Annotated in this window: 18 protein-coding genes; 6 read left to right on the top strand and 12 right to left on the bottom strand. The window is 34.0% G+C overall.

Annotation, left to right across the window (positions count from 1 at the left end):
- Window positions 1-82 precede the first annotated feature (82 nt).
- The 4 genes from JQC67_RS14015 to recG all read right to left on the bottom strand — a co-directional run bounded on the left by JQC67_RS14015 (window position 83) and on the right by recG (window position 5,935).
- The gene (locus JQC67_RS14015; RefSeq protein WP_203254491.1) at window positions 83-1,600 is read right to left on the bottom strand and encodes an alpha-isopropylmalate synthase regulatory domain-containing protein; all 1,518 of its coding nucleotides are present in this window, start codon (window positions 1,598-1,600) and stop codon (window positions 83-85) included.
- A gap of 24 nt (window positions 1,601-1,624) precedes the next feature.
- Entirely contained in the window at window positions 1,625-2,221 is a 597-nt protein-coding gene (gene leuD / locus JQC67_RS14010) for a 3-isopropylmalate dehydratase small subunit (protein ID WP_203253545.1), read from the bottom strand.
- 92 nt (window positions 2,222-2,313) lie between these two features.
- Window positions 2,314-3,729 (bottom strand): 3-isopropylmalate dehydratase large subunit, encoded by a 1,416-nt coding sequence (leuC, locus tag JQC67_RS14005; RefSeq protein WP_203253544.1) that lies wholly within the window; start codon window positions 3,727-3,729, stop codon window positions 2,314-2,316.
- A gap of 103 nt (window positions 3,730-3,832) precedes the next feature.
- Complete coding sequence (gene recG, locus JQC67_RS14000; protein ID WP_203253543.1) at window positions 3,833-5,935, bottom strand: ATP-dependent DNA helicase RecG; 2,103 nt, start codon at window positions 5,933-5,935, stop codon at window positions 3,833-3,835.
- A gap of 79 nt (window positions 5,936-6,014) precedes the next feature.
- On the opposite strand from recG, the gene JQC67_RS13995 reads away from it, so the two are divergent.
- Window positions 6,015-8,081: a M1 family metallopeptidase gene (locus JQC67_RS13995; RefSeq protein ID WP_203253542.1), complete on the top strand. Its 2,067-nt coding sequence runs from the start codon at window positions 6,015-6,017 to the stop codon at window positions 8,079-8,081.
- Window positions 8,081-8,995 (top strand): patatin-like phospholipase family protein, encoded by a 915-nt coding sequence (locus JQC67_RS13990; protein WP_203253541.1) that lies wholly within the window; start codon window positions 8,081-8,083, stop codon window positions 8,993-8,995. The genes JQC67_RS13995 and JQC67_RS13990 overlap by 1 nt, the downstream gene beginning before the upstream one ends.
- A gap of 72 nt (window positions 8,996-9,067) precedes the next feature.
- Here JQC67_RS13990 and JQC67_RS13985 read toward each other — a convergent pair whose 3' ends face one another.
- From JQC67_RS13985 to JQC67_RS13975, 3 genes are all read right to left on the bottom strand, one after another.
- A complete protein-coding gene (locus tag JQC67_RS13985) occupies window positions 9,068-9,586 on the bottom strand; it encodes a DUF7935 family protein (RefSeq protein ID WP_203253540.1) in 519 nt (172 codons plus the stop codon).
- 91 nt (window positions 9,587-9,677) lie between these two features.
- Entirely contained in the window at window positions 9,678-10,448 is a 771-nt protein-coding gene (locus JQC67_RS13980) for an OmpA family protein (RefSeq protein WP_203253539.1), read from the bottom strand.
- Between the two features lie 167 nt (window positions 10,449-10,615).
- Complete coding sequence (locus tag JQC67_RS13975) at window positions 10,616-11,893, bottom strand: amidohydrolase (RefSeq protein WP_203253538.1); 1,278 nt, start codon at window positions 11,891-11,893, stop codon at window positions 10,616-10,618.
- Window positions 11,894-12,216: 323 nt separating this feature from the next.
- On the opposite strand from JQC67_RS13975, the gene JQC67_RS13970 reads away from it, so the two are divergent.
- A complete protein-coding gene (locus JQC67_RS13970) occupies window positions 12,217-14,538 on the top strand; it encodes an ATP-dependent helicase (protein WP_203253537.1) in 2,322 nt (773 codons plus the stop codon).
- Between the two features lie 49 nt (window positions 14,539-14,587).
- Entirely contained in the window at window positions 14,588-15,886 is a 1,299-nt protein-coding gene (locus tag JQC67_RS13965) for an APC family permease (protein WP_203253536.1), read from the top strand.
- An 18-nt stretch (window positions 15,887-15,904) separates the two neighbouring features.
- Here the strand turns inward: JQC67_RS13965 and JQC67_RS13960 are convergent, their stop codons facing one another.
- Complete coding sequence (locus JQC67_RS13960; RefSeq protein WP_203253535.1) at window positions 15,905-16,750, bottom strand: alpha/beta hydrolase; 846 nt, start codon at window positions 16,748-16,750, stop codon at window positions 15,905-15,907.
- 50 nt (window positions 16,751-16,800) lie between these two features.
- Here JQC67_RS13960 and JQC67_RS13955 point away from each other — a divergent pair, with 50 nt between their 5' ends.
- Window positions 16,801-17,421: an L-threonylcarbamoyladenylate synthase gene (locus JQC67_RS13955; protein ID WP_203253534.1), complete on the top strand. Its 621-nt coding sequence runs from the start codon at window positions 16,801-16,803 to the stop codon at window positions 17,419-17,421.
- Between the two features lie 103 nt (window positions 17,422-17,524).
- On the opposite strand, the gene JQC67_RS13950 is transcribed toward JQC67_RS13955, so the two are convergent.
- The 3 genes from JQC67_RS13950 to JQC67_RS13940 form a co-directional block, all read right to left on the bottom strand.
- Window positions 17,525-18,379: an OmpA/MotB family protein gene (locus JQC67_RS13950; RefSeq protein ID WP_203253533.1), complete on the bottom strand. Its 855-nt coding sequence runs from the start codon at window positions 18,377-18,379 to the stop codon at window positions 17,525-17,527.
- A 106-nt stretch (window positions 18,380-18,485) separates the two neighbouring features.
- Entirely contained in the window at window positions 18,486-19,490 is a 1,005-nt protein-coding gene (locus JQC67_RS13945) for a glycosyltransferase (protein ID WP_203254490.1), read from the bottom strand.
- A 9-nt stretch (window positions 19,491-19,499) separates the two neighbouring features.
- A complete protein-coding gene (locus JQC67_RS13940) occupies window positions 19,500-19,946 on the bottom strand; it encodes a type I restriction enzyme HsdR N-terminal domain-containing protein (protein ID WP_203253532.1) in 447 nt (148 codons plus the stop codon).
- Between the two features lie 26 nt (window positions 19,947-19,972).
- Here JQC67_RS13940 and holA point away from each other — a divergent pair, with 26 nt between their 5' ends.
- On the top strand, window positions 19,973-20,974 hold the full coding sequence (holA, locus tag JQC67_RS13935; protein WP_203253531.1) for a DNA polymerase III subunit delta: 1,002 nt from the start codon (window positions 19,973-19,975) through the stop codon (window positions 20,972-20,974).
- A gap of 32 nt (window positions 20,975-21,006) precedes the next feature.
- Here the strand turns inward: holA and JQC67_RS13930 are convergent, their stop codons facing one another.
- A complete protein-coding gene (locus JQC67_RS13930; RefSeq protein ID WP_317198378.1) occupies window positions 21,007-21,378 on the bottom strand; it encodes a DoxX family protein in 372 nt (123 codons plus the stop codon).
- Window positions 21,379-21,413: the final 35 nt, after the last annotated feature.

Here is a 21,413-nt window from a genome sequence, read left to right as displayed (position 1 = left end):
TCGCTTTACGTTTTTAATTAATTATATTTATTAAGTTAACTGATGTTTTCTTCTTATTTGTTCAACCATTTTTGTGGTTTACTTAAATAATATTCAACATTTTTTCTGTTGCCTTTATCGCACTTACTGTTTGATCAGAATCTAACCCTCTTGAGATAAACTCCTTTCCATCAGCATCTTCCCATGTAATAATTGTTTCACAAAGGGCGTCAGAGTTACTGCCTGGTGGTATACGAACTGCATAATCAACCAAACTAGGTAATTCTATTTTTTGAGACGAATATATTTTACGTAGTGCATTCATGAATGCATCGTATTGTCCGTCTCCAGATCCAATTTCCTCATACACTTTTCCATTTATTTCTAAGGAAAGGGTAGTGGAAGGTTTTAATCCTTTTGAGTGTGTTAATACATATGATTTTACAAAAACTTTCTGTTGAAAGTCAGTATCTAATACATCTGAAATTATATAAGGTAAATCTTCTTTTGTTACTCGTTCTTTTTTGTCACCTAATTCAATAATCCGTGCGGTTACTTTTTTAAGTTCGTCATCATTTAGGGTTAGGCCAAGCTCTTGTAAATTCTTTTGAATATTCGCTTTCCCTGACATTTTTCCCAATGCATATTTACGCTTTCTTCCGAAACGTTCAGGCATTAAATCACTAAAGTAGAGATTGTTTTTGCTGTCTCCATCTGCATGAATACCAGCGGTTTGCGTAAAAACGCTGTCGCCAACTATGGGTTTATTTGAAGGAATACCAACTCCTGTAAAAGCTGAAACTAGTTTACTTACTTTAAAAAGCGCCTTTTCATTTACATTGATTTTTACTTCAGGTAAAAAATCATTGATAACCGCAATGGCACTAGCCATAGGTGCGTTACCAGCGCGTTCACCCATTCCGTTTACCGTAAGATGCAATCCATGACACCCAGCTTTAATAGCTTCCATAGCATTCGCAACTCCTAAATCGTAGTCATTATGACCATGAAAATCGAAATGCATCTTTGGATATCGTTCTACTATTTCCGAAATAAAATCATATGTTTCTTTATAGGTGATAACCCCTAAAGTATCAGGAAGTAGTACACGTTTTATAGGTTGGGTTGCAAGAAAATCTAAAAATTCGAAAACGTATTCTTTAGAATTTCGCATTCCATTACTCCAATCTTCTAAATAAACATTGGTTTGAATACGTTGCTTTTTTGCCTGTTCAATTACCTTTTGAATGGCATTGAAATGTTGTTTTGGAGTTTTCTTAAGCTGATGTGTTAGATGATTTAAAGAACCTTTAGTCAATAAATTCTGAACTTTAGCCCCAGCTTTTTTCATCCACTCTAAAGAAACCCCGCGATCTACAAAGGTTAATACTTCAATTCGGTCTAAATATTTTTGAGATTTAGCCCACGAAGTAATTTGTTTAACCGCTTCAAGTTCACCATCAGAAACCCTTGCTGACGCCACTTCAATTCGATCTACTTTGAGTTCGTCAAGTAATAGCTTTGCTAAGGTTAGTTTTTCGGAAGCCGAAAAAGACACGCCAGATGTCTGTTCACCATCCCGTAAGGTGGTGTCCATGATTTCAATGGTTCTTTTCATGATGAACTCAATTCAATATCAATAGGGTTACAACGGAGTACTTTTAGCAAACTCTTGTATGTTCTCCTTGATGTTTAATAAATAGTCAATGTCATCAAAACCATTCGTCATATTCCCTTTCTTGTAATCGTTGATGTCAAAAGGTTCACTTTCACCAGTTGCCAAAATCGTCACTTTCTGATCTTCAAGACTTACTTCAAATTCTGCATTTGGATCAGCTTCAATAGCCGCAAAAATTTTCTGTAAGAATTCCGCACTAACCTGTACTGGTAATACGCCAATGTTCAGGCAGTTACCTCTAAATATATCAGCAAAGAAACTAGAGATTACGCAACGAAAACCGCAATCATAAACTGCCCACGCTGCATGTTCTCTTGATGAACCAGAACCAAAGTTCGCACCTCCAACTAGAATTTTACCCTTATATTTTGGATTGTTCAAAACAAAATCTTCTTTCGGAGTGCCATCTTGGTTATAGCGCCAATCACGAAATAAGTTATCACCAAAACCTTTACGCTCTGTTGCTTTTAAGAAACGAGCAGGAATGATTTGGTCAGTATCTACATTCTCTATAGGAAGTGGAACCGCCGTTGTTCTAAGTATATTGAATTTATCGTATGCCATTTTTTTAGCTTTTTGCTATTGGCTTTTAGCCATTAGTCTTATTTTTTATACAATTGCTAGAGGACAAATAGCCCATAGCTTTAAGCAACTAGCTATGCTAATTCCTTTTCCATTAATTCTCTTGGGTCAGTAACTTTACCAGTAACCGCTGCGGCTGCTGCAACAAGTGGACTAGCCAATAAAGTTCTAGAACCTGGACCTTGTCGGCCTTCAAAGTTTCTGTTCGATGTACTGACTGCTAATTTTCCTGGAGGAACTTTATCGTCGTTCATCGCTAAACATGCTGAGCAACCTGGTTCTCTAAGTTCAAAACCTGCATCATTCAGTATTGCTAAAATACCTTCTTCTTTGATGGCCGCTTCAACTTGATGACTACCTGGCACCAACCATGCTGTAACATTATCTGCTTTCTGTTTTCCTTTTACAATAGATGCAAATGCTCTAAAATCTTCAATTCTACCATTGGTACAGCTTCCTAAGAAAACGAAATCGATAGACTTCCCAATCATGGAATCACCTTCACCAAATTTCATGTATTGTAATGATTTCTTATAAGTAGAGGCTCCTCCTTGAACATCAGCAGCATTCGGAATATCCTTAGATATACCCATGCCCATTCCTGGGTTTGTACCATATGTTATCATTGGTTCAATTTGTGAACCATCAAAAGTCAATTCTTTATCGAATTCGGCACCTTCATCAGTATATAATGTTTGCCAGTAATTCATTGCAGTATCCCAAGCTTCACCTTTTGGAGTGAATTCACGACCTTTTACATAATGAAAAGTAGTTTCATCAGGAGCAATCATACCACCACGAGCACCCATTTCAATACTTAAATTACAAACAGTCATACGACCTTCCATAGTCATACTTTTGAAAACATCACCAGCATATTCAACAAAATAACCAGTAGCACCAGAAGTAGTCAATTGCGATATAATGAAAAGTGCAACGTCTTTTGGCGTTACTCCGTATTGTAAATCTCCAGTAATGTTAATACGCATGCTTTTTGGTTTCGGCTGCATTATACATTGCGTTGCCAATACCATTTCAACTTCAGAAGTACCAATACCAAAGGCAATGGCTCCGAAAGCACCGTGTGTTGAAGTATGTGAATCTCCACATACAATTGTAGCACCTGGTTGTGTAATTCCGTATTCCGGACCTACAACATGTACAATTCCGTTTTTCTCATGTCCTAATCCCCAATATGAAATACCATATTCATTGGCATTTTCTTCCAACATTTTTAACTGATTTGCAGAAAGTGGGTCTTCTACAGGTAGGTGTTGATTGATTGTTGGGGTATTATGATCCGCAGTTGCAAAGGTCTTTTCAGGATGCATTACCCGAATGCCTCTGTTCTTCAAACCTAAAAATGCAACAGGGCTCGTTACCTCATGAACCATGTGGCGGTCGATGAACAATACATCAGGGCCATTTTCAATTTGATGAACAACGTGTGAATCCCACACTTTGTCAAATAAAGTCTTTTTCGTACTCATAATCTTTGAATTGTAAGCTAGCAAAGCTAATGAAAGAAGGTGTTTTTAAGAAATTCTAGTAGTTTAAAATTACGATGTTCAACACATTTGTGTTATTTCGTGATTAACTAATATACGTCCAAATATTTTTATGCTTAACCAATTGTGCATAAGCATGTCTAATTACTAAATGTTCTGGTTTTTCCAAAGTGGGATCAGCCTTTAACAATTGTATGGCATAAAAACGGGCAGTTTTTAAAATATCATTGTCTTTAACAATATCCGCTATTTTTAGATTTAGAACACCACTTTGCTGTGTTCCCATTAAATCTCCAGGACCTCGTAATTTAAGGTCTACTTCAGCAATTTCAAATCCATCATTAGTACTAACCATAGTTTCTAACCTGGTTTTCGCTTCTGCCGAAAGTTTGTGACTCGTCATCAGTATACAATAACTTTGGTCAGCACCACGGCCAACTCTACCGCGAAGTTGATGTAATTGCGATAAACCAAAGCGTTCAGCACTTTCAATAATCATGACCGAAGCATTGGGTACATTTACGCCAACTTCAATTACGGTTGTTGCAACCATAATTTGTGTTTCACCTTTTACAAAACGATCCATTTCATAATCTTTATCTGCAGGTTTCATTTTACCATGTACTATGGAAATTTGATAATCGGGTAGTGGGAAGTCTCGTGCAACACTCTCATAACCATCCATTAAATCTTTATAATCTAAAGCCTCTGATTCTTGAATTAATGGGTAGACCATATAAATCTGCCTTCCCTTTTTTATTTCATCACGAATAAATTGGAAGACCTTTAGGCGATTTGCGTCATATCGATGTACCGTTTTTATAGGTTTTCTGCCTGGCGGAAGTTCATCAATTACCGAAATGTCTAAATCACCGTACAAGCTCATGGCCAAAGTTCTCGGTATTGGTGTTGCCGTCATTACTAAAATATGTGGCGGAAATTCATTTTTGTGCCATAATTTAGATCGCTGCGCTACACCAAATCGATGTTGCTCATCAACAATTGCTAAGCCTAAGTTTTTATATTGCACTTTGTCTTCTAAAAGGGCATGTGTACCAATTAAGATTTGTAATTCTCCACTCTCTAATTGTTCATGAATTGGTCTTCTTGCTGATTTTTTAACTGAACCTGTTAAAAGGGCACATGTAATTCCGGTACCTTCTAACAATTCTATGATACCAGTATAATGCTGATTTGCCAATATTTCAGTGGGTGCCATTAGGCAGGCTTGAAATCCGTTGTCAATAGCTAAAAGCATCGTCATCACCGCTACAATTGTTTTTCCTGAACCTACATCACCTTGTAGAAGTCTATTCATTTGTGCATTACTTCCTAAATCGGCACGTATTTCTTTTATTACCCTTTTTTGGGCATTTGTCAATTCAAAAGGCAAATGGTTTTGATAGAATTCATTAAAAAGCACGCCTACTTGATCAAAATTGAATCCTTTAATTTTTTTCTTTCGTACCATTTTCTTAGAAATGAGCTGCAATTGAATATAAAATAGTTCTTCAAATTTTAATCTAAATTGAGCTTTGGCTAATAATTCTTGACTTTTTGGAAAATGTATGTTGAATAGCGCCTCAGCCTTGGGTAGTAATTTTAAATCGTCTAAAAGCGGTTGTGAAAGAGTTTCTGAAAACCGCCCCTTTGTATCTATGAATAGTTGTTGTACTAGTTTGTTAATAACGCGATTGGTAATGCCCTTGTTGCTAAGTTTTTCAGTTGATGGATAAACAGGTTGCATCGAAATTTTAAGCCCTTTTTCATGGTCTTTTAAAAGTTCCATTTCGGGGTGTGGCATTGAAAATTTTCCGCTATACCAATTGCATTTGCCGAAAATCACATAGGGTTCATTGAGTTTTAAATTATCTCGAATCCATTTTTGACCACGAAACCAAATTAATTCCATTTCTCCGGTGTCATCAACAAATTTGGCAACCAAGCGTTTACCCTTCTTTTGTTCAACAGTTTTTATATGAACAATTTTTCCTTTGATTTGAACATCAGCACTGCTGCGTTGCAATTGCGCAACTTTATAATACTGGGTTTTATCAATATATCGATTCGGAAAAAGATTTAATAGATCTTGAAAGGTATGAATGCCCAATTCTGATTGTAAGGTTTCGGCTCTATTTGGGCCAACTCCTTTTAAATATACAATTGGTGTTTGAAGATTAACATTCATTCGACTAAATTAGTTGTTAGACCTTAACACGACAAACTAAAACCTTAAATTTGGTGCACACTTTGTAGTTATTATCTATATGAATCGAATTTTTATACTTCTTTTTCTCTCGCTTTCTTTCTCAGTAATTGCGCAGCATCAAGATAAAGTAGACTTTATTCTTGCTACGGTTTCTTTAGAACCTATTCCTGAGAAAAAGCAAATTACAGCAAGTGTTACGTATGATTTCAATGTTTTACAAAATGTAGATTCCATTTTTTTAGATGCCAAAAAAATGAATTTTTCTGCAGTTTTAATTAATGATAAAAAGGTTGATTATGTTAATGATAGTAGCACAATTTCAATTTTTAAAAAGTTTAAAAAAGGGAAGCATTATAAATTAAAATTGGATTATACCTGTACTCCAAAACAAACGGTTTATTTTTTAGGATGGGATGATGCTATAGCGGGTAATGAACAAATCTGGACACAAGGACAAGGTAAATACACAAGTCATTGGCTACCCAGTTTTGATGCGATGGAAGAAAAAGTGGAGTTTGATTTGAATATTACTGCTAAGTCAAATTTTCAAGTAATTGCAAATGGTAATTTGGTGGGTACTTCAAATGAAAAAAGCCAAATGAAAACTTGGCATTATGATATGCAAAACCCAATGAGTAGCTATCTTCTAGCTTTTGTTGTTGGTGATTATAAAAAGCAAGAATTGAAATCAACAAGTGGAGTTTCAATAGAAAACTACTATTACCCTAAAGATAGTTTACGAGTAGAACCAACATACCGATATACTAAAGAGATTTTCGATTTTCTTGAAAACGAAATAGGAGTAGCTTATCCTTGGCAAAATTACAAGCAGATACCAGTTCATGATTTTTTGTATGCTGGCATGGAAAATACAAGTGCTACTATTTTCTCAGATCAATATATGATTGATTCTATCGCCTTTGTAGATAAAAATTATATTAATGTTAATGCACATGAATTAGCACACCAATGGTTTGGTGATTTGGTTACCGAAAAAAGTGGTAGTCACCATTGGTTACAAGAAGGTTTTGCAACGTATTATGCTTATTTATCAGAAAAACATGTTTTTGATGATGACCATTTTTATTGGAAATTATTTAAAACTGCAAAAGAACTACAGAAAATATCAGAAGACGGCGCTGGTCAAGCACTAACAGACCCAAAAGCTAGTAGTGCCACTTTTTATGAAAAAGGGGCTTGGGCGCTTGTAATGTTAAAAGAACAAATAGGAGAGGAGGCTTTTAAAAAAGGAATTGTATCCTATTTAAATAAATATAAGTTTAAGAATGTGACAATTCCTGAATTTTTAAAAGAAATGGAATTGGCATCTGGTAAAAGTCTAGATGCTTATCAATCTAAGTGGTTACTTTCAACTGAGTTTCCATGGATAGCGGCTAAAACTTATTTAAAAGAAAAAAATCCATCCATAAAAAAATATCTAAATTTAAAAGAAAATGGAATTACACTTGGTAATTGGAAGCTTAATGCAGTTGAGCCTATCGCATTCAAAGAGGCTTTATTAGATGAATTAAGTGAAAAACTTTCTGTAGCTGATTTAATTGAAGCTTTAGAGCATACCAATATTAAAATAAGACAGAAGGCTATTCAATTAATGACTGAAATTCCGGTTGATGCAAGACATGAACTAGAGAAATTATTGAATGATAAAAGTTATCTGACTCAAGAAGCGGTACTGTATAAGCTTTGGTCTACTTTTCCTGAACAACAGAATAATTATTTAGATCAAACGAAAAACATAGAAGGGCTTCCTAATAAAAATGTAAGGCTCTTATGGCTAACTTTAGCTATTTTAACGGATGGATATGATTCATTAAAAACAAAAGAATATTTTCAAGAATTGAGTGGATATTCAAATGCGGAATATTCTTTTGAAATTAGACAGGGTGCTTTCTTTTATCTTAAAGAAACGTTTGGATATAATCAAGAGGCATTATCTAATTTGGTAAAAGCTACAAGTCATCATTCTTGGAGATTTAGAAATTTTGCTCGAAATCTTTTAGATGAATTAGTTAAGGATGAGGAATATAAACCAAGATTAATAGCACTTTCAGAGAAACTAAATTCTCAAGAAACTCGTTATCTAAAAAGTAAACTCAAAGAATAATGCGCGCATTAGTCATTTCAGGTGGTGGCAGCAAAGGTGCCTTTGCAGGTGGTGTTGCACAGTTTCTTATACAAGAAGCTGGTAATAAATACGACCTTTTTGTGGGTACCTCTACAGGTAGTTTACTTATATCACATTTGGCCTTAGGTAAACTTGATAAAATCAAGGAAATTTATTCTAATGTAGATCAAAAAACCATTTTCAGTAGTTGTCCCTTTGTTATCACAAGAAAGTATGGAATTGATGAAATATCTATTAATCATTGGAATGTTGCTAGAAATTTAATAAAAGGTAAAAAGACATTTGGCGAAAGCGAGAACCTTAGAAAACTTATTCGTGAAAGTCTTACAGTGGCTGAATTTGAAGAGTTGAAAAACGGACCAAATGATGTTGTGGTTACTGTTTCAAATCTATCACTAAATCAAGTAGAATATAAATCGATAAACGATTGTACCTACGATGAATATTGTGATTGGATTTGGATTTCATCTAATTACACCCCATTTATGAGTTTGGTTCGTAAAAACGGTTGTGAATATGCTGATGGTGGTCTAGGTAGTATTGTACCAATAGAAGAAGCTATTAGACGCGGTGCTACTGATATTGATGTAGTTGTGTTGCATACAGAGGTAAATTATATGAACAGAATGCCCTCTAGAAATCCGTTTGAGCTATTAACAACTATGTTGAGTTTTATTCTGGATCGAATTGAAAATCAGAATATTAGAATAGGAAAGTTAGTAGCCAATCAGAATAATGCGATAATAAATTTGTATTACACGCCCACAATTTTAACTACAAATTCACTTATTTTCGATAAAAAGAAAATGACCTTATGGTGGAAAAGAGGTTACCTCTATGCTAAGAATAAAAATGAAGAGACAAATCCTATTCAACCTAATGAATTGGAATAAGAAAAAAGTCTTAAGTGTTACATTTTAAGTATAGAACTCTAAAATGTAACACTTAAAACTAAATTTTGTTGCTTACCAAAGTTGTCCGATTTCTTTTTTAACAAATGCTAAAGCAGTACCAGATGGTGATGATTTATCCATTGTTTCTGTTAAAACATCTTCACGAAGTTTATCAGCAGAGTCGGTTTCACTTAATCCAGCTTTTCGTATCATCTGAATTGTTGCGCTTTTGGCAGCTTTTATGATATTCCAACATTCATCAGTTAAATAAATTTGTTGCGAAAGGTTATGCTCAAATTCATTTTCGATGGTTTTGATTAGCAAAGTTTCATATGCGGCTTTATCAGCATTTTGTGGCGCAATGCGTACCACAAGATTAGGTATGGCAATACGTTCTAAAAATAAAGCCATTCGCTCATATGCTTGCAACCGTATGGGTAACGTACTAGATTGAGTGTCTTTTTGTAAAAGATAACGACGACGGCCTTCTTCATTATTTGTGTGCATTTTAAAAAAGTAAAAAGCAACAACACCAGTTACGACAGCTGGTAATAAAAAACCGAACATTTGTAGAATTCCTTCTTCTTGCATTTTTGGTTGTGGTTAATTGGTTTCTGAAAATAGAACGATGATTTTTTTCAAAAAGTATTTATCCAACTACATGCAATTAAAACAACAACATTTAATTCTTCATCTCTTCTTTAACCATATCATAGAAGTCTAGATAATTTGGGTGAATCTTGATAATTACTCCTTCTTTTAGATTACCGTCTCTACCTGATGAAGACAACCGTTCTGGAGCAATTTCGAATTTATCTTTTAAAATATCTTCTATGGCCATAGCCTGTTGTGCAGGTGTTTTTAAATCCCCCGTCATACTTAAACCTTCAATGGTTATTGATGATTTAGGATTCGCTTTTAATATTGCAGCAATTTTACCTAACCATTCTTCTGAACTAGCCGTAACAGTTGTTCCTGTATCATCACCAAATATTGAGGCTAATTTTGATGAAATAATTACCGCGCCGTTAGCTACACCAATTTTTGCATCTTCACCTAAAGTTTGCTTAGCGTTTGTTAAAACAACAAGTGCCGTAGAATCATGGCTTGAGAGAGCTGCCTTTATTTTTTTCAATTGTGCTTCTTTTGCTTCTATGGTAGCCATTGCCGTATTAACGATACTGGTGTTTTTGTTTGAAACTTCAGCAAAACTGTTCAAGTTTTTCATTAATGTAAGATTTGCATCTTGTAACTCTGTGACTTGCTTCTTATAAGATTCAGCTTCAGACAGTCCAATTTTTTCATTATTCTTGGCTTCAGCTACTACAGCAGAAACTGAGTCTAATTGAGTTCTTAACGTGGCAACCTCTGCAATTAAATCGCTTTTTCTTTGTGCATTAGAAAGATTGCAAAGAAAAAGTACAGCACAAAAAGTAAGTATTAGTTTATTCATAGTATTGATACTAGTTTAATTTAATGAAATCTATTGTACAAATATACAATTGTAAATTATTCAAGAGATTCACTTTTTTTTAATTTAAGCTATTTAACAAAAGCGAAGCTTCTTGTCGTTATTCTTCTAACGGTATGGAATAGCTTTTCATATAAAGTGTATAACGCTTATTTTTTATTCAAATAATCTAAGCTCATTTCAGTCAGTGTTTTTACACCTAAAATCATACCCTTGTCATCTATTAAAAAGTCAGGAGTGTGGTGCGGAAATGATTCGGTAGAACCAGGAGTCATTCCTCCTAAGAAAAAGAAAAAACCAGGGGCTTCACGCTGAAAATATGAGAAATCTTCAGCGCCAGTAGTAGCTTTCCTCAATTGTACGTTTTCATTACCAGCAACGCGTTGCATGGTAGGTAGCATTTGTTCAACTAAAGCGGGATCATTAAATGTAATATCTGTGGCATCTTTAATTTCACAAGTTGCTTCACCGCCATAAGCTTTGGCAATATCACGTACCATTTCTACCATTCGCTTGTTGAGTTTTTCTTTCATTTCATAGTCTAGGGTTCTAATGGTACCAATCATTTCAGCAGTTTCAGGAATTATATTAAAGCGAATTCCACTATTTATTTTTCCTACTGTAATTACAGCAGCCTCTTCAGTTAATTCTGTTTCTCTACTGATAATTGTTTGAAGACCGTCAATTATTTTTGCGCTTATTAATATAGGATCTACACCCGACCATGGCTGTGAACCATGACTTTGTTTCCCTTTCACCTTGATAGTGAAAATCTGTGCTGCAGCCATTATGCCCCCTGGTTTATACAAAATAGTGCCAACAGGTGTTTGTGAATTAATGTGTAGACCAAAAATAGCGTCAACTTTCGGTTTTTCCATTACACCTTCTTTAACCATTAACAAGGCTCCACCTTCTTCACCGGGTGGTGGCCCTTCTTCTGAAGGTTGAAAAATAAATTTAATGGTACCTTTTATCTTGTCTTTATGTTTTGATAATATTTCAGCAACTCCCATTAAAATCGCGGTATGCGTATCATGTCCACAAGCATGCATAACACCAACTTTTTCACCTCTAAATTCTGAAGTTACGGTTGATTTAAAAGGCAAATCATTTCTTTCAGTTACTGGCAAAGCATCTATATCAGCACGTAGCGCCAAAACTTTACCCGGTTTATTGCCTTTTAAAAGGCCAACCACACCCGTATGGGCTACGCCAGTTTGTACCTCAATACCTAATGACTTTAGATGTGTGGCAATTTTCTCAGCTGTTTTAAACTCTCGGTTTCCTAATTCCGGATTTTGATGAAAATCATGCCGCCATGCAATAACCTTAGATTCAATTTTGGCATATTCATTATCTAGTTTTTGACTTTGTACTGTGCTTAGAATTCCAAATAAAAGAATTCCTGTTACTACTAGTTTTTTCATACAGGTGGTTTTATACGTTACTGTAAAATTTAATTATTTAGTGAAATGCATAAAATATACAGTCATTGGATTTATGATTAAACTTTAAAGTGCCTCTAATATATTTAAATTCATATGAAATTGATGGGCTATTGTTTATAATTATTAGCAAGTTACCAAAGCCAAGTATGCAATTATGGCTAAATTTATCATCCATAATTTATCAAGTTAGATTATGGCTTGACCCGAATAATATTATTTCATTTTGCTTTTAGAAAATATTAGTAGAAAAGGTTTTATTCAGAGTTAATTACCACATAAATCAATTTAGGAAAAACACAAATTTGGAACAATATTTAAGTCTACTTAACGAAGCACAAAGAGAACCTGTTTTACACAAAGAGGGTCCACTAATGGTTATAGCTGGTGCTGGTTCTGGTAAAACAAGGGTTTTAACGTATAGAATTGCATACTTGATGGATCAAGGTGTAGACGCCTTCAATATTTTGTCTTTGACATTTACCAATAAGGCCGCGCGTGAAATGCAAAAGCGTATTTCAGATATCGTTGGTGCAGAGGCTAAAAATCTTTGGATGGGAACTTTTCACTCCGTTTTTGCCAAGTTGTTACGTTATGACGGTTCTAAACTGGGCTACCCCAGTAATTTTACTATTTATGATACCCAAGATAGTCAGCGCCTTATTTCTGCTATTATTAGAGAAAAGGCCTTGGATAAAGATGTTTATAAATACAAACAGATACAGAATAGAATTTCTTCATTAAAAAACAGTCTGATTACGGTTAAAGCTTATTTGCAGAATCCTGATTTAACTGAAGATGATGCAATGGCTAAAAGGCCTCGATTGGGAGAGATTTATCAAGAATATGTGGATCGCTGCTTTAAGGCGGGTGCAATGGATTTTGATGATTTACTTTTAAGAACAAATGAATTGCTGACACGTTTTCCAGAGGTTTTAATGAAGTACCAAGAACGTTTTAAGTATATATTGGTAGATGAGTACCAAGATACCAATCATTCGCAATACCTCATTGTAAAGGCTTTGTCAGACCGTTATCAGAATATTTGCGTCGTTGGTGATGATGCCCAGAGTATTTATTCATTTAGAGGTGCTAACATTAGTAATATTCTGAACTTTCAAAGAGATTATGATAATGTTGGTGTTTATCGATTGGAGCAAAATTACCGCTCCACAAAGAATATTGTAAATGCAGCGAATTCAATCATTGCTAATAATAAAAATCAACTAGAAAAGGTAGTTTGGACAGCTAATGATGATGGGCCATCTATAAAAGTACATAGAAGTGTTACTGATGCTGAAGAAGGGCGTTTTGTTGCGGGTTCAATATTTGAGAATAAAATGCAGCATCAATTGCCAAACGGTAATTTTGCTATTTTATATCGAACAAACTCGCAATCACGTGCAATGGAAGATGCTTTGCGCAAACGTGATATACCGTATCGTATTTATGGTGGACTTTCATTTTACCAACGTAAAGAAATAAAAGATGTACTTTCTTATTTACGTCTTATAATCAACCCAAAAGATGAAGAGGCTTTAAAAAGAGTTATCAATTACCCTACGCGTGGTATTGGGCAAACTACAGTTGATAAATTAGTGGTTGCTGCTAATCATTATGGGCGTTCAATGATTGAAGTGATGCAAAATCTAGATAAAATAGATTTACGCATTAATGGTGGTACAAAACGTAAATTACAAGATTTTGTCACCATGATTCAGAGTTTTCAAATTATGAATGAAAGTGCTGACGCTTTTACTCTTGCTGAACATGTAGCTAAAAAGACTGGAATTCTAATTGAATTTAAAAAAGACGGCACGCCCGAAGGTATTGCTCGAATGGAAAATATTGAAGAACTCTTAAACGGAATTAAAGATTTTGTTGAAGGTCAAAAAGAAATTGCTGATGCCACGGGTAATATTTCTGAATTTCTTGAAGATGTAGCCTTAGCAACAGATTTAGATAATGATACTGGTGATGATGACAGAGTTGCTTTGATGACCATTCACTTGGCAAAAGGACTTGAGTTTCCGTACGTGTATATTGTAGGGTTAGAAGAAGATTTATTTCCTTCCGGTATGAGCATGAATACCCGTAGTGAGCTCGAAGAAGAAAGAAGACTTTTTTATGTTGCCTTAACGAGGGCTGAAAAGCAAGCGTATCTAACTTATGCTCAAACACGATATCGATGGGGTAAACTTATAGATTCTGAACCTAGTCGATTTATTGAAGAAATTGATGAAAAGTATATAGAACAGCTGACACCGATAAAAAATACATATCGCTATAAATCTTTAATTGATGCTGATATTTTTGGGGATGTAGATAAATCGAAGTTACGTCAAGTTAAACCAAAAAGTGGTTCAGCGCCCACAATAGGAACACCAAATTCCGCACAATTACGAAAACTTAGAAAATTGAAACCACAATTAGCACAACCCGTTGAAAACACGAATGTTGTTGATTCTAATTTAGCCGAAGGGTCATTGGTGAATCACACTAGATTCGGTAGAGGTAAGGTGTTGAAAATAGATGGTGTGGGTAATGATAAAAAAGCTGAGATACAATTTGATCAAGGTGACATTAAAAAATTATTACTCCGATTTGCAAAATTAGAGGTACTTTAGTGAGGATGGTTTTTAGCAGAGAATCATAACCTAATTTGATTATTAAATATTGAACGCTAAAAAAGAAGTTCTTACTAGAGTAGTTGGTGTTTTTGGTCTTAGTGCTAATATTATTAATATTATTGTTGGTTCTGGGATTTTTGTACTACCCGCAATTGTTGCTGCGGCACTTGGCGCTTCTAGTATTTTCGCATATTTATTTTGTGGTGTACTTATTGGATTAGTTATGTTGTGCTTTGCGGAAGCAGGGAGCAGATTAACAGCCTCTGGCGGAGCATATATTTTTATCAACACTGCGTTCGGACCTTATTTTGGATTCCTTACTTCTGTACTTTTTATTTTAGCATCTATATCAGCAGATGCTGCCGTAGCAAATGCCGTGGTTGATATTGCAGGCTCCATATTTCCTATTTTTAAACTTGAAAGCATAAGAATTCTTATGTTTTTGCTATTTTTTGGTGGTTTTGGTTATATAAATGTAATCGGGGTTGATAATGGAATTAAAGTAGTTAAGTTTATTACGATTGTAAAGCTAACTCCATTACTAATACTACTATATTTTTCTTGGGGAGAGATATCTTTAACGAATCTTACTATAACCACCATCCCTACATTTAGCGAAGTCTCTGAAATTTCATTAATTCTATTTTTTGCATTTCAAGGTGCTGAATCTAGTTTGTCAATTGGTGGAGAAGTGAAAAATCCGAATACTACTATTCCCAAAGCAATATTCTTTAGTATTCTTATAATTTTATTATTATATATACTTATTCAAACGGTATCCCAAGGAGTACTTGGATCATCCTTACCAACTTTTACAGAAAATCCTTTAGGTGAGGTGGCTAAGAAAATTTTCGGACCTATTGGTTTTACTATACTAACAATGGGTGCAGCTGTTTCAATGATAGGATATTTATGTAGTGCCATTTTGAGCATGCCAAGAGTATTGTATCAATCTTCTATAGACAAAGTGCTACCAATTACGTATTTGACAAAAATTCATTCTAAGTTTAAAACACCTTATATTTCTATAATCACATATGCAGCAATGGGATTATTGTTTGCAACCTTAGGTGGATTTGAACAGCTTGCGATTATTTCAAGTGCCACAATTTTGCTGATTTATTTAGGCGTCTCTTTATCGGTGGTTAAACTAAGGAAGATAAAAGGTAATCAAAAGAATGTTTTTAGAATTCCGGGTGGTATTGTGATTCCAATATTATCTAGTTTGCTTATTATCTATTTGTTAACGAATCTTGCTCAAAATGAATTCGTGGTTATTTTAAGCGTTATTATTGTTTTATCGCTATTGTATTTTATAAAAAGGAAGTCACCAATTAAAGGGTAATAATGGGTTCAATTCTCATTATAGATTAGCTTCTATAAAGGTTTTTAATTTTATAGAAGTGTCTAATAAATCTAGCCCTAACCACCCATGCCCTCCATTTTCATAATGTGTAAATTCATGTTTTACATTTAATGAATCAAGTTTTAAATTTAAATCTATGCCTTGCGAATTTGGAATTAATGGGTCTTTTTTTCCGTAAAATAATTGCGTTGGTGGTGAATTTGCTTCAACATTAAATAAAGGACTAACTTCTTTTAAAACTTCAACATCAGTACCAAATTGAAATATTAGGTTTTGTAAATCTTCATTTGAAGAATTTATATAGGCATCATCTGAAAGATTAGTTGGACCAACAATACTAGTCACCATATTTACTTGATTGTTACTGTCAAACGCATATGACCATAATAGAGATAAATGACCGCCAGCACTAACACCTAAGAAACCTAGTTCGGTTCCGATTTGATATTCATTTTGTTTTGTTTCTAAATGATTCACAACTGCAGAAATGTCGTCGATTTGCATAGGGTAAGGCGGATTGTTCTCATCGGCTAACCTGTAGTTCATGTTTACAACTGCAATCGAAGGTAGCTGCTCACTAATAAAGTTCTTAAAATCATTCGTATCTGCTTTATCACCTTCATTCCATCCACCGCCATGAACTAAAACCATTATTTTAGTATCTAATGTCCTATTTTTAGGAAGATAGATGTCGTACACCTGTTTTGAATGATCCCCATATGAAACATTAGTTAATTGTTTTGATTCTGTTGTGTCAATTGGTGGATCTTTTATTTCCGATACATCAGAGCAAGAAGTGAAGATTAAAAATGAACTAAAAATGAAAAGTATGATGTTTTTCATGATAATAAATATTCCTTACTTTGTAATAACGTATAAATCAGGTAAATAATATGGCTGAATTCATAAAGATATATGAAGAAAACCCTAATCCGAAGGAAATAAAAAGGGTAGTGGATGTGCTTCAAAAAGGCGGCATTGTTATTTACCCAACTGATACGGTGTATGGTATGGGTTGTGACATTACTAATAATAAGGCTTTAGAAAAACTTGCCCGTATAAAAGGCGTGAAACTTGCTAAAGCAAATTGGTCTTTTGTTTGTTCAGGTTTGAGTAACCTTTCAGATTATGTTCGTCAAATTGATTCAAGTACGTTTAAGATTCTAAAAAGATCGTTACCAGGACCCTATACTTTTATTTTACCAGGAAATAATAACCTTCCAAAAGCTTTTAAAAAGAAAAAAACCGTTGGTATTCGTGTACCGGATAATGCCATTATTTTGGCTTTGGTTGAAGCATTAGGTAACCCGATAGTTTCAACATCAATTTATGATGAAGATGAATTACTTGAATATACTACGGATCCAGAACTGATTCATGAAAAGTGGGATAAGCTTGTTGATGTTGTTATTGATGGTGGCTATGGTGACAATGTCGCGTCAACAGTGATTGATCTTTCTAATTATGAGCCAGAAGTAATTAGAGAAGGAAAAGGTAGTTTAGATATTTTCTAACACCGGTTTTAATTTTCACCAAAATAGTAATTACAACTAAATTTTAGGCAATAAAAAAACCCTGACTGTTACGTCAGGGTTTTTATATAAATTATAATAACTCTTAGTTGTTGATAGCAGGATCTTTCATTCCTTCTTCAATCATACTATAGAATTGATCAATTTTAGGAAGAACAACAATTCTTGTTCTTCTGTTTTTAGATTTCTGTGTTTGAGAAACTGGAATAAACTCAGCTCTACCGGCAGCAGTCATACGCTTAGGATCAACATTGTAATCATTCTGAAGAATACGTACTACAGCAGTTGCTCTTTTAACACTTAAATCCCAGTTGTCTAATAAAACACCGTTCTTTCTGTAAGGTACATCATCAGTATGACCTTCAACCATAAATTCAAAATCAGGTTTGTTATTCACTACTTGTGCAACTTTACCTAAAACAGTTTTTGCTTTACTAGTTACATTGTAGCTACCACTGCTGAATAAAAGTTTATCAGAAATAGAAACGAATACAACACCTTTTTCAACACTGATTTCAATATCCTCGTCATCTAAGTTTCCAAGAACACCTTTAAGGCTCTGAACCAATGATAAGTTAACTGAATCTCTACGTGTAATTGCATCTTGCAACTTTCTTATTGTCAAATCTTTTTCTTGTAAGCTCTCTAAAGACTTCTCAAGGTTCTCAGCACCTTTTGTTGTAAGGGTAGTTAAATTACCCATGTTGTTAATCAACTCTTGATTGTTAGCCTTTAAGAATGAATTTTGATCTGTTAAAGTTTTTAATCTAGAATCTGCACTTGCTTTTTCCTCTAAACAGTCATTCAATTTAACTGTAGCAGAGTTTAATAAATCTTTTGCTTCTGCGGCTTGCGCTTGCGCATCTTTAAATTTTTTCGAAGATACACATGACCCCAACATAAGTGTCAACCCTAAGCAACCTAAAATGATTTTTTTCATAATAATTGTCCTTGAAATTAATGTTTGTTATTTGTTTTGTTTGATGGTTTTGCCATTTAATCATGCTAAGTTATATAATAGCAGATTTATGTGTTGGCAAAATTAGTTAATCTTTTACTAATGCGTTAAAATTATTTATCTGATGTACGAAGTGAGACCACACAATGGACTTTATTAAATAGTATTTTATCATAAAATTAGCTTTTTCCCTTTTCCGATACATCTTTCTAAATTGCCTATAAAAACTAAGATGAGCTCTTAATATAGCGAAACAATGGTCAAATTCTAATTGAAAAATAAATCGGATAGCAGCAATGCCATCAAGGAATAAGCGCAAGAAAATTATCACAAAAGCCTTTCTTCTTGGTAAATTTTTTGTGATAGAAAAAAGTGAATTTCTAAAATTGAGATAGGTTTTTTTAGGATTTACATTGTTTAATGTTGAACCGCCTAAATGAAATACATGAGATTTGGCTGTATAATAAACGGTATGGCCTAAATTCTGTGCACCCCAACAAAGATCAACTTCTTCTTGATGTGCAAAATAATCTTCATCAAAACCACCTAAATCGTTAAACACCGTACTTCTGATAAACAAACATGCACCTGTTGCCCAAAATATTTCACGATCATCATCATATTGACCTGTATCTTTTTCTAGTGATTGAAAAACTCGGCCTCTACAGAAAGGGTAGCCCAATTGATCTATAAAACCACCTGCAGCTCCAGCATATTCAAAGTATTCTTTATTTCTAAGGTCAAGAATCTTTGGTTGAATAATAGCAACTTTCTGTTTTGTTTCAAATAACTGCTTTATAGGGTCTATCCAATTTTCAGTGACTTCAACATCAGAATTCAAAAGACAATAAATATCAGCGTCAATTTGTTTAAGACCATCATTATAACCCTTAGCAAAACCACCGTTTTCATCGTTTTGAATGACACCAATGGTGGGATAGCGTTCTTTAAGAAAAGCTACAGAATCATCTGTAGATGCATTATCTACGACATAAATTGCTGAACCTTCAGAATAGTTTAATACAGATGGAAGATATTTCTCCAGAAGTGATTTTCCATTCCAATTTAATATGACGATTGCTATTTTCAAGATGCTGGCAAATTAACGGCTAAAATCAGGAATTTGCCTCAAAAACTCATACTTTTCTTCGTCATAATTCATTTGGCAGTAAAAATGGTCGTGACCATTTGTGACCATTAAATAAGTTGAACGTAATTGCATATTGTACCTGGCAATCTGATCAAAAGTATTTTGATCAATTTTAATATTAGGCGCTTTACACTCTACTAATAAGTGAATTGTTGCATCATTATTATAAACAACAATATCATACCGTTTTTTTAAATTGTTGACTGTCAGTTGCTTTTCTACATTTATATGATTTTTTGAGTACCCCTTTTCAGTAATAAGTTTGTGCACAACATGTTGGCGCACCCATTCTTCAGGTTGTAGCACGACAAATTTTTTACGTATGACATCAAAAATTTGGACTTTATTTTCGCTACTTTTAAAGCGAAAATCATATGAAGGAAAGTTTAGTTGTTCCACATGGTAAAATTGATGATTTTTTTTGAATGGATGAAGTAAAACGTATTGTAGCAGATATTCGCTCGGGGAATATAAAACCTATTTATTTTCTTTTTGGGGAAGAACCATATTATATTGATAAAATTTCAGAGTTTATTGAAAACAATGTGCTTTCTGAAGAAGAACGTGGTTTTAATCAAATGGTTTTATACGGAAGAGACGCTAGTATAGATGATATTGTTTCGAATGCGAAACGATTTCCGATGATGGCTGAAAGACAAGTTTTGGTCGTTAAGGAAGCACAAGATTTATCAAGAACCATAGAGAATTTGACTTCTTATGTAAATAATTTACAACCTAGTACTGTTTTGGTGGTTTGTTATAAATACAAGAAGTTAGACAAGCGCAAGAAATTATATAAAGCGGTTCAAAAAGAGGGAGTAATCTTTGAAAGTAAGAAACTTTATGAAAATAAAGTTGCTGAATGGATACGTAAAGTGCTGTTAGGTAGGGGGTATGGGATATCTCCCAAAGCGGCTATTCTTTTAGTTGAGTTTTTAGGAAATGATTTAGGGCGAATTGAAAAAGAGCTTGATAAATTGCAATTAATACTTCCTCAAAAAACCGAAATAACTCCTGAACTTGTTGAGGAGCATATTGGTATAAGCAAAGACTACAATAATTTTGAATTAAAAAAAGCTATAGGCGAACGTAATATTCTAAAAGCAACACGCATAATTAATTATTTCGCTCAAAACCCCAAAGCAAACCCTTTTGTGTTGACCGTGAGTTTATTACAAAGTTTTTTCACACAGCTTTTGCAATACCATGGACTAAATGATCATTCACAAAAAAGCGTAGCTAGTGCATTAAAAATCAATCCGTTTTTCGTGAAAGAATTTCAAGTTGCAGCACGTAATTACCCTATGAAAAAAGTAAGTGGTGTCATTTCTAGCCTTCGAGAACTAGATTTAAAAGGTAAAGGGGTAGGGGCTACTAATATTTCACATGGTGATTTATTAAAAGAACTTCTAGTGAAAATTATATAATCCTCATTTTACATTAATTAGGCGGGTATTATTTATTTTCTATCAATGCTATATTTACCAGGCCCCATTATTAAAATTACTGTAAAGATTAGTAAATAGACTAGAGCCTTTTCCATTTTTCCAAATGGGTCAGCAAAATGCACAAATATTAATGCAACAAGCATGGTGATTAATATGGGAATTGTTGCCCAACGCGTTTTATAGCCAATTAATACAAAAATTGGACAAACAAATTCACCTATGACAGCAAGAAATAAACTGACCGGAGCACCCAAGCCAATTGGGTCACCAAATTCTAAATCACCAGAAATAAGTTTTGAAAATTTAGGAATTCCATGTGTAAGCATTAAAACAGCAGAACCTATTCTTAAAATGCCTAGGCCAATATCTTTTTTCATCATCATAACATTTGGGACGTTAATTGGTTTTTGGTAAAAAT

It is taken from the genome of Aurantibacter crassamenti (assembly GCF_016811105.1).
Lineage (GTDB): Bacteria > Bacteroidota > Bacteroidia > Flavobacteriales > Flavobacteriaceae > Aurantibacter_A > Aurantibacter_A crassamenti.
The sequence above is the reverse complement of the archived record's forward strand: the minus strand, read 5'-3'. Positions and strand labels throughout refer to the sequence as shown.

Coding starts and splice junctions, on each gene's coding strand:
- leuD (WP_203253545.1), bottom strand. CDS start 2,221: ATGGCATACGATAAATTCAATATACTTAGAACAACGGCGGTTCCACTT.
- leuC (WP_203253544.1), bottom strand. CDS start 3,729: ATGAGTACGAAAAAGACTTTATTTGACAAAGTGTGGGATTCACACGTT.
- recG (WP_203253543.1), bottom strand. CDS start 5,935: ATGAATGTTAATCTTCAAACACCAATTGTATATTTAAAAGGAGTTGGC.
- JQC67_RS13995 (WP_203253542.1), top strand. CDS start 6,015: ATGAATCGAATTTTTATACTTCTTTTTCTCTCGCTTTCTTTCTCAGTA.
- JQC67_RS13990 (WP_203253541.1), top strand. CDS start 8,081: ATGCGCGCATTAGTCATTTCAGGTGGTGGCAGCAAAGGTGCCTTTGCA.
- JQC67_RS13985 (WP_203253540.1), bottom strand. CDS start 9,586: ATGCAAGAAGAAGGAATTCTACAAATGTTCGGTTTTTTATTACCAGCT.
- JQC67_RS13980 (WP_203253539.1), bottom strand. CDS start 10,448: ATGAATAAACTAATACTTACTTTTTGTGCTGTACTTTTTCTTTGCAAT.
- JQC67_RS13975 (WP_203253538.1), bottom strand. CDS start 11,893: ATGAAAAAACTAGTAGTAACAGGAATTCTTTTATTTGGAATTCTAAGC.
- JQC67_RS13960 (WP_203253535.1), bottom strand. CDS start 16,750: ATGAAAAACATCATACTTTTCATTTTTAGTTCATTTTTAATCTTCACT.
- JQC67_RS13955 (WP_203253534.1), top strand. CDS start 16,801: ATGGCTGAATTCATAAAGATATATGAAGAAAACCCTAATCCGAAGGAA.
- JQC67_RS13950 (WP_203253533.1), bottom strand. CDS start 18,379: ATGAAAAAAATCATTTTAGGTTGCTTAGGGTTGACACTTATGTTGGGG.
- holA (WP_203253531.1), top strand. CDS start 19,973: ATGGATGAAGTAAAACGTATTGTAGCAGATATTCGCTCGGGGAATATA.
- JQC67_RS13930 (WP_317198378.1), bottom strand. CDS start 21,378: ATGATGATGAAAAAAGATATTGGCCTAGGCATTTTAAGAATAGGTTCT.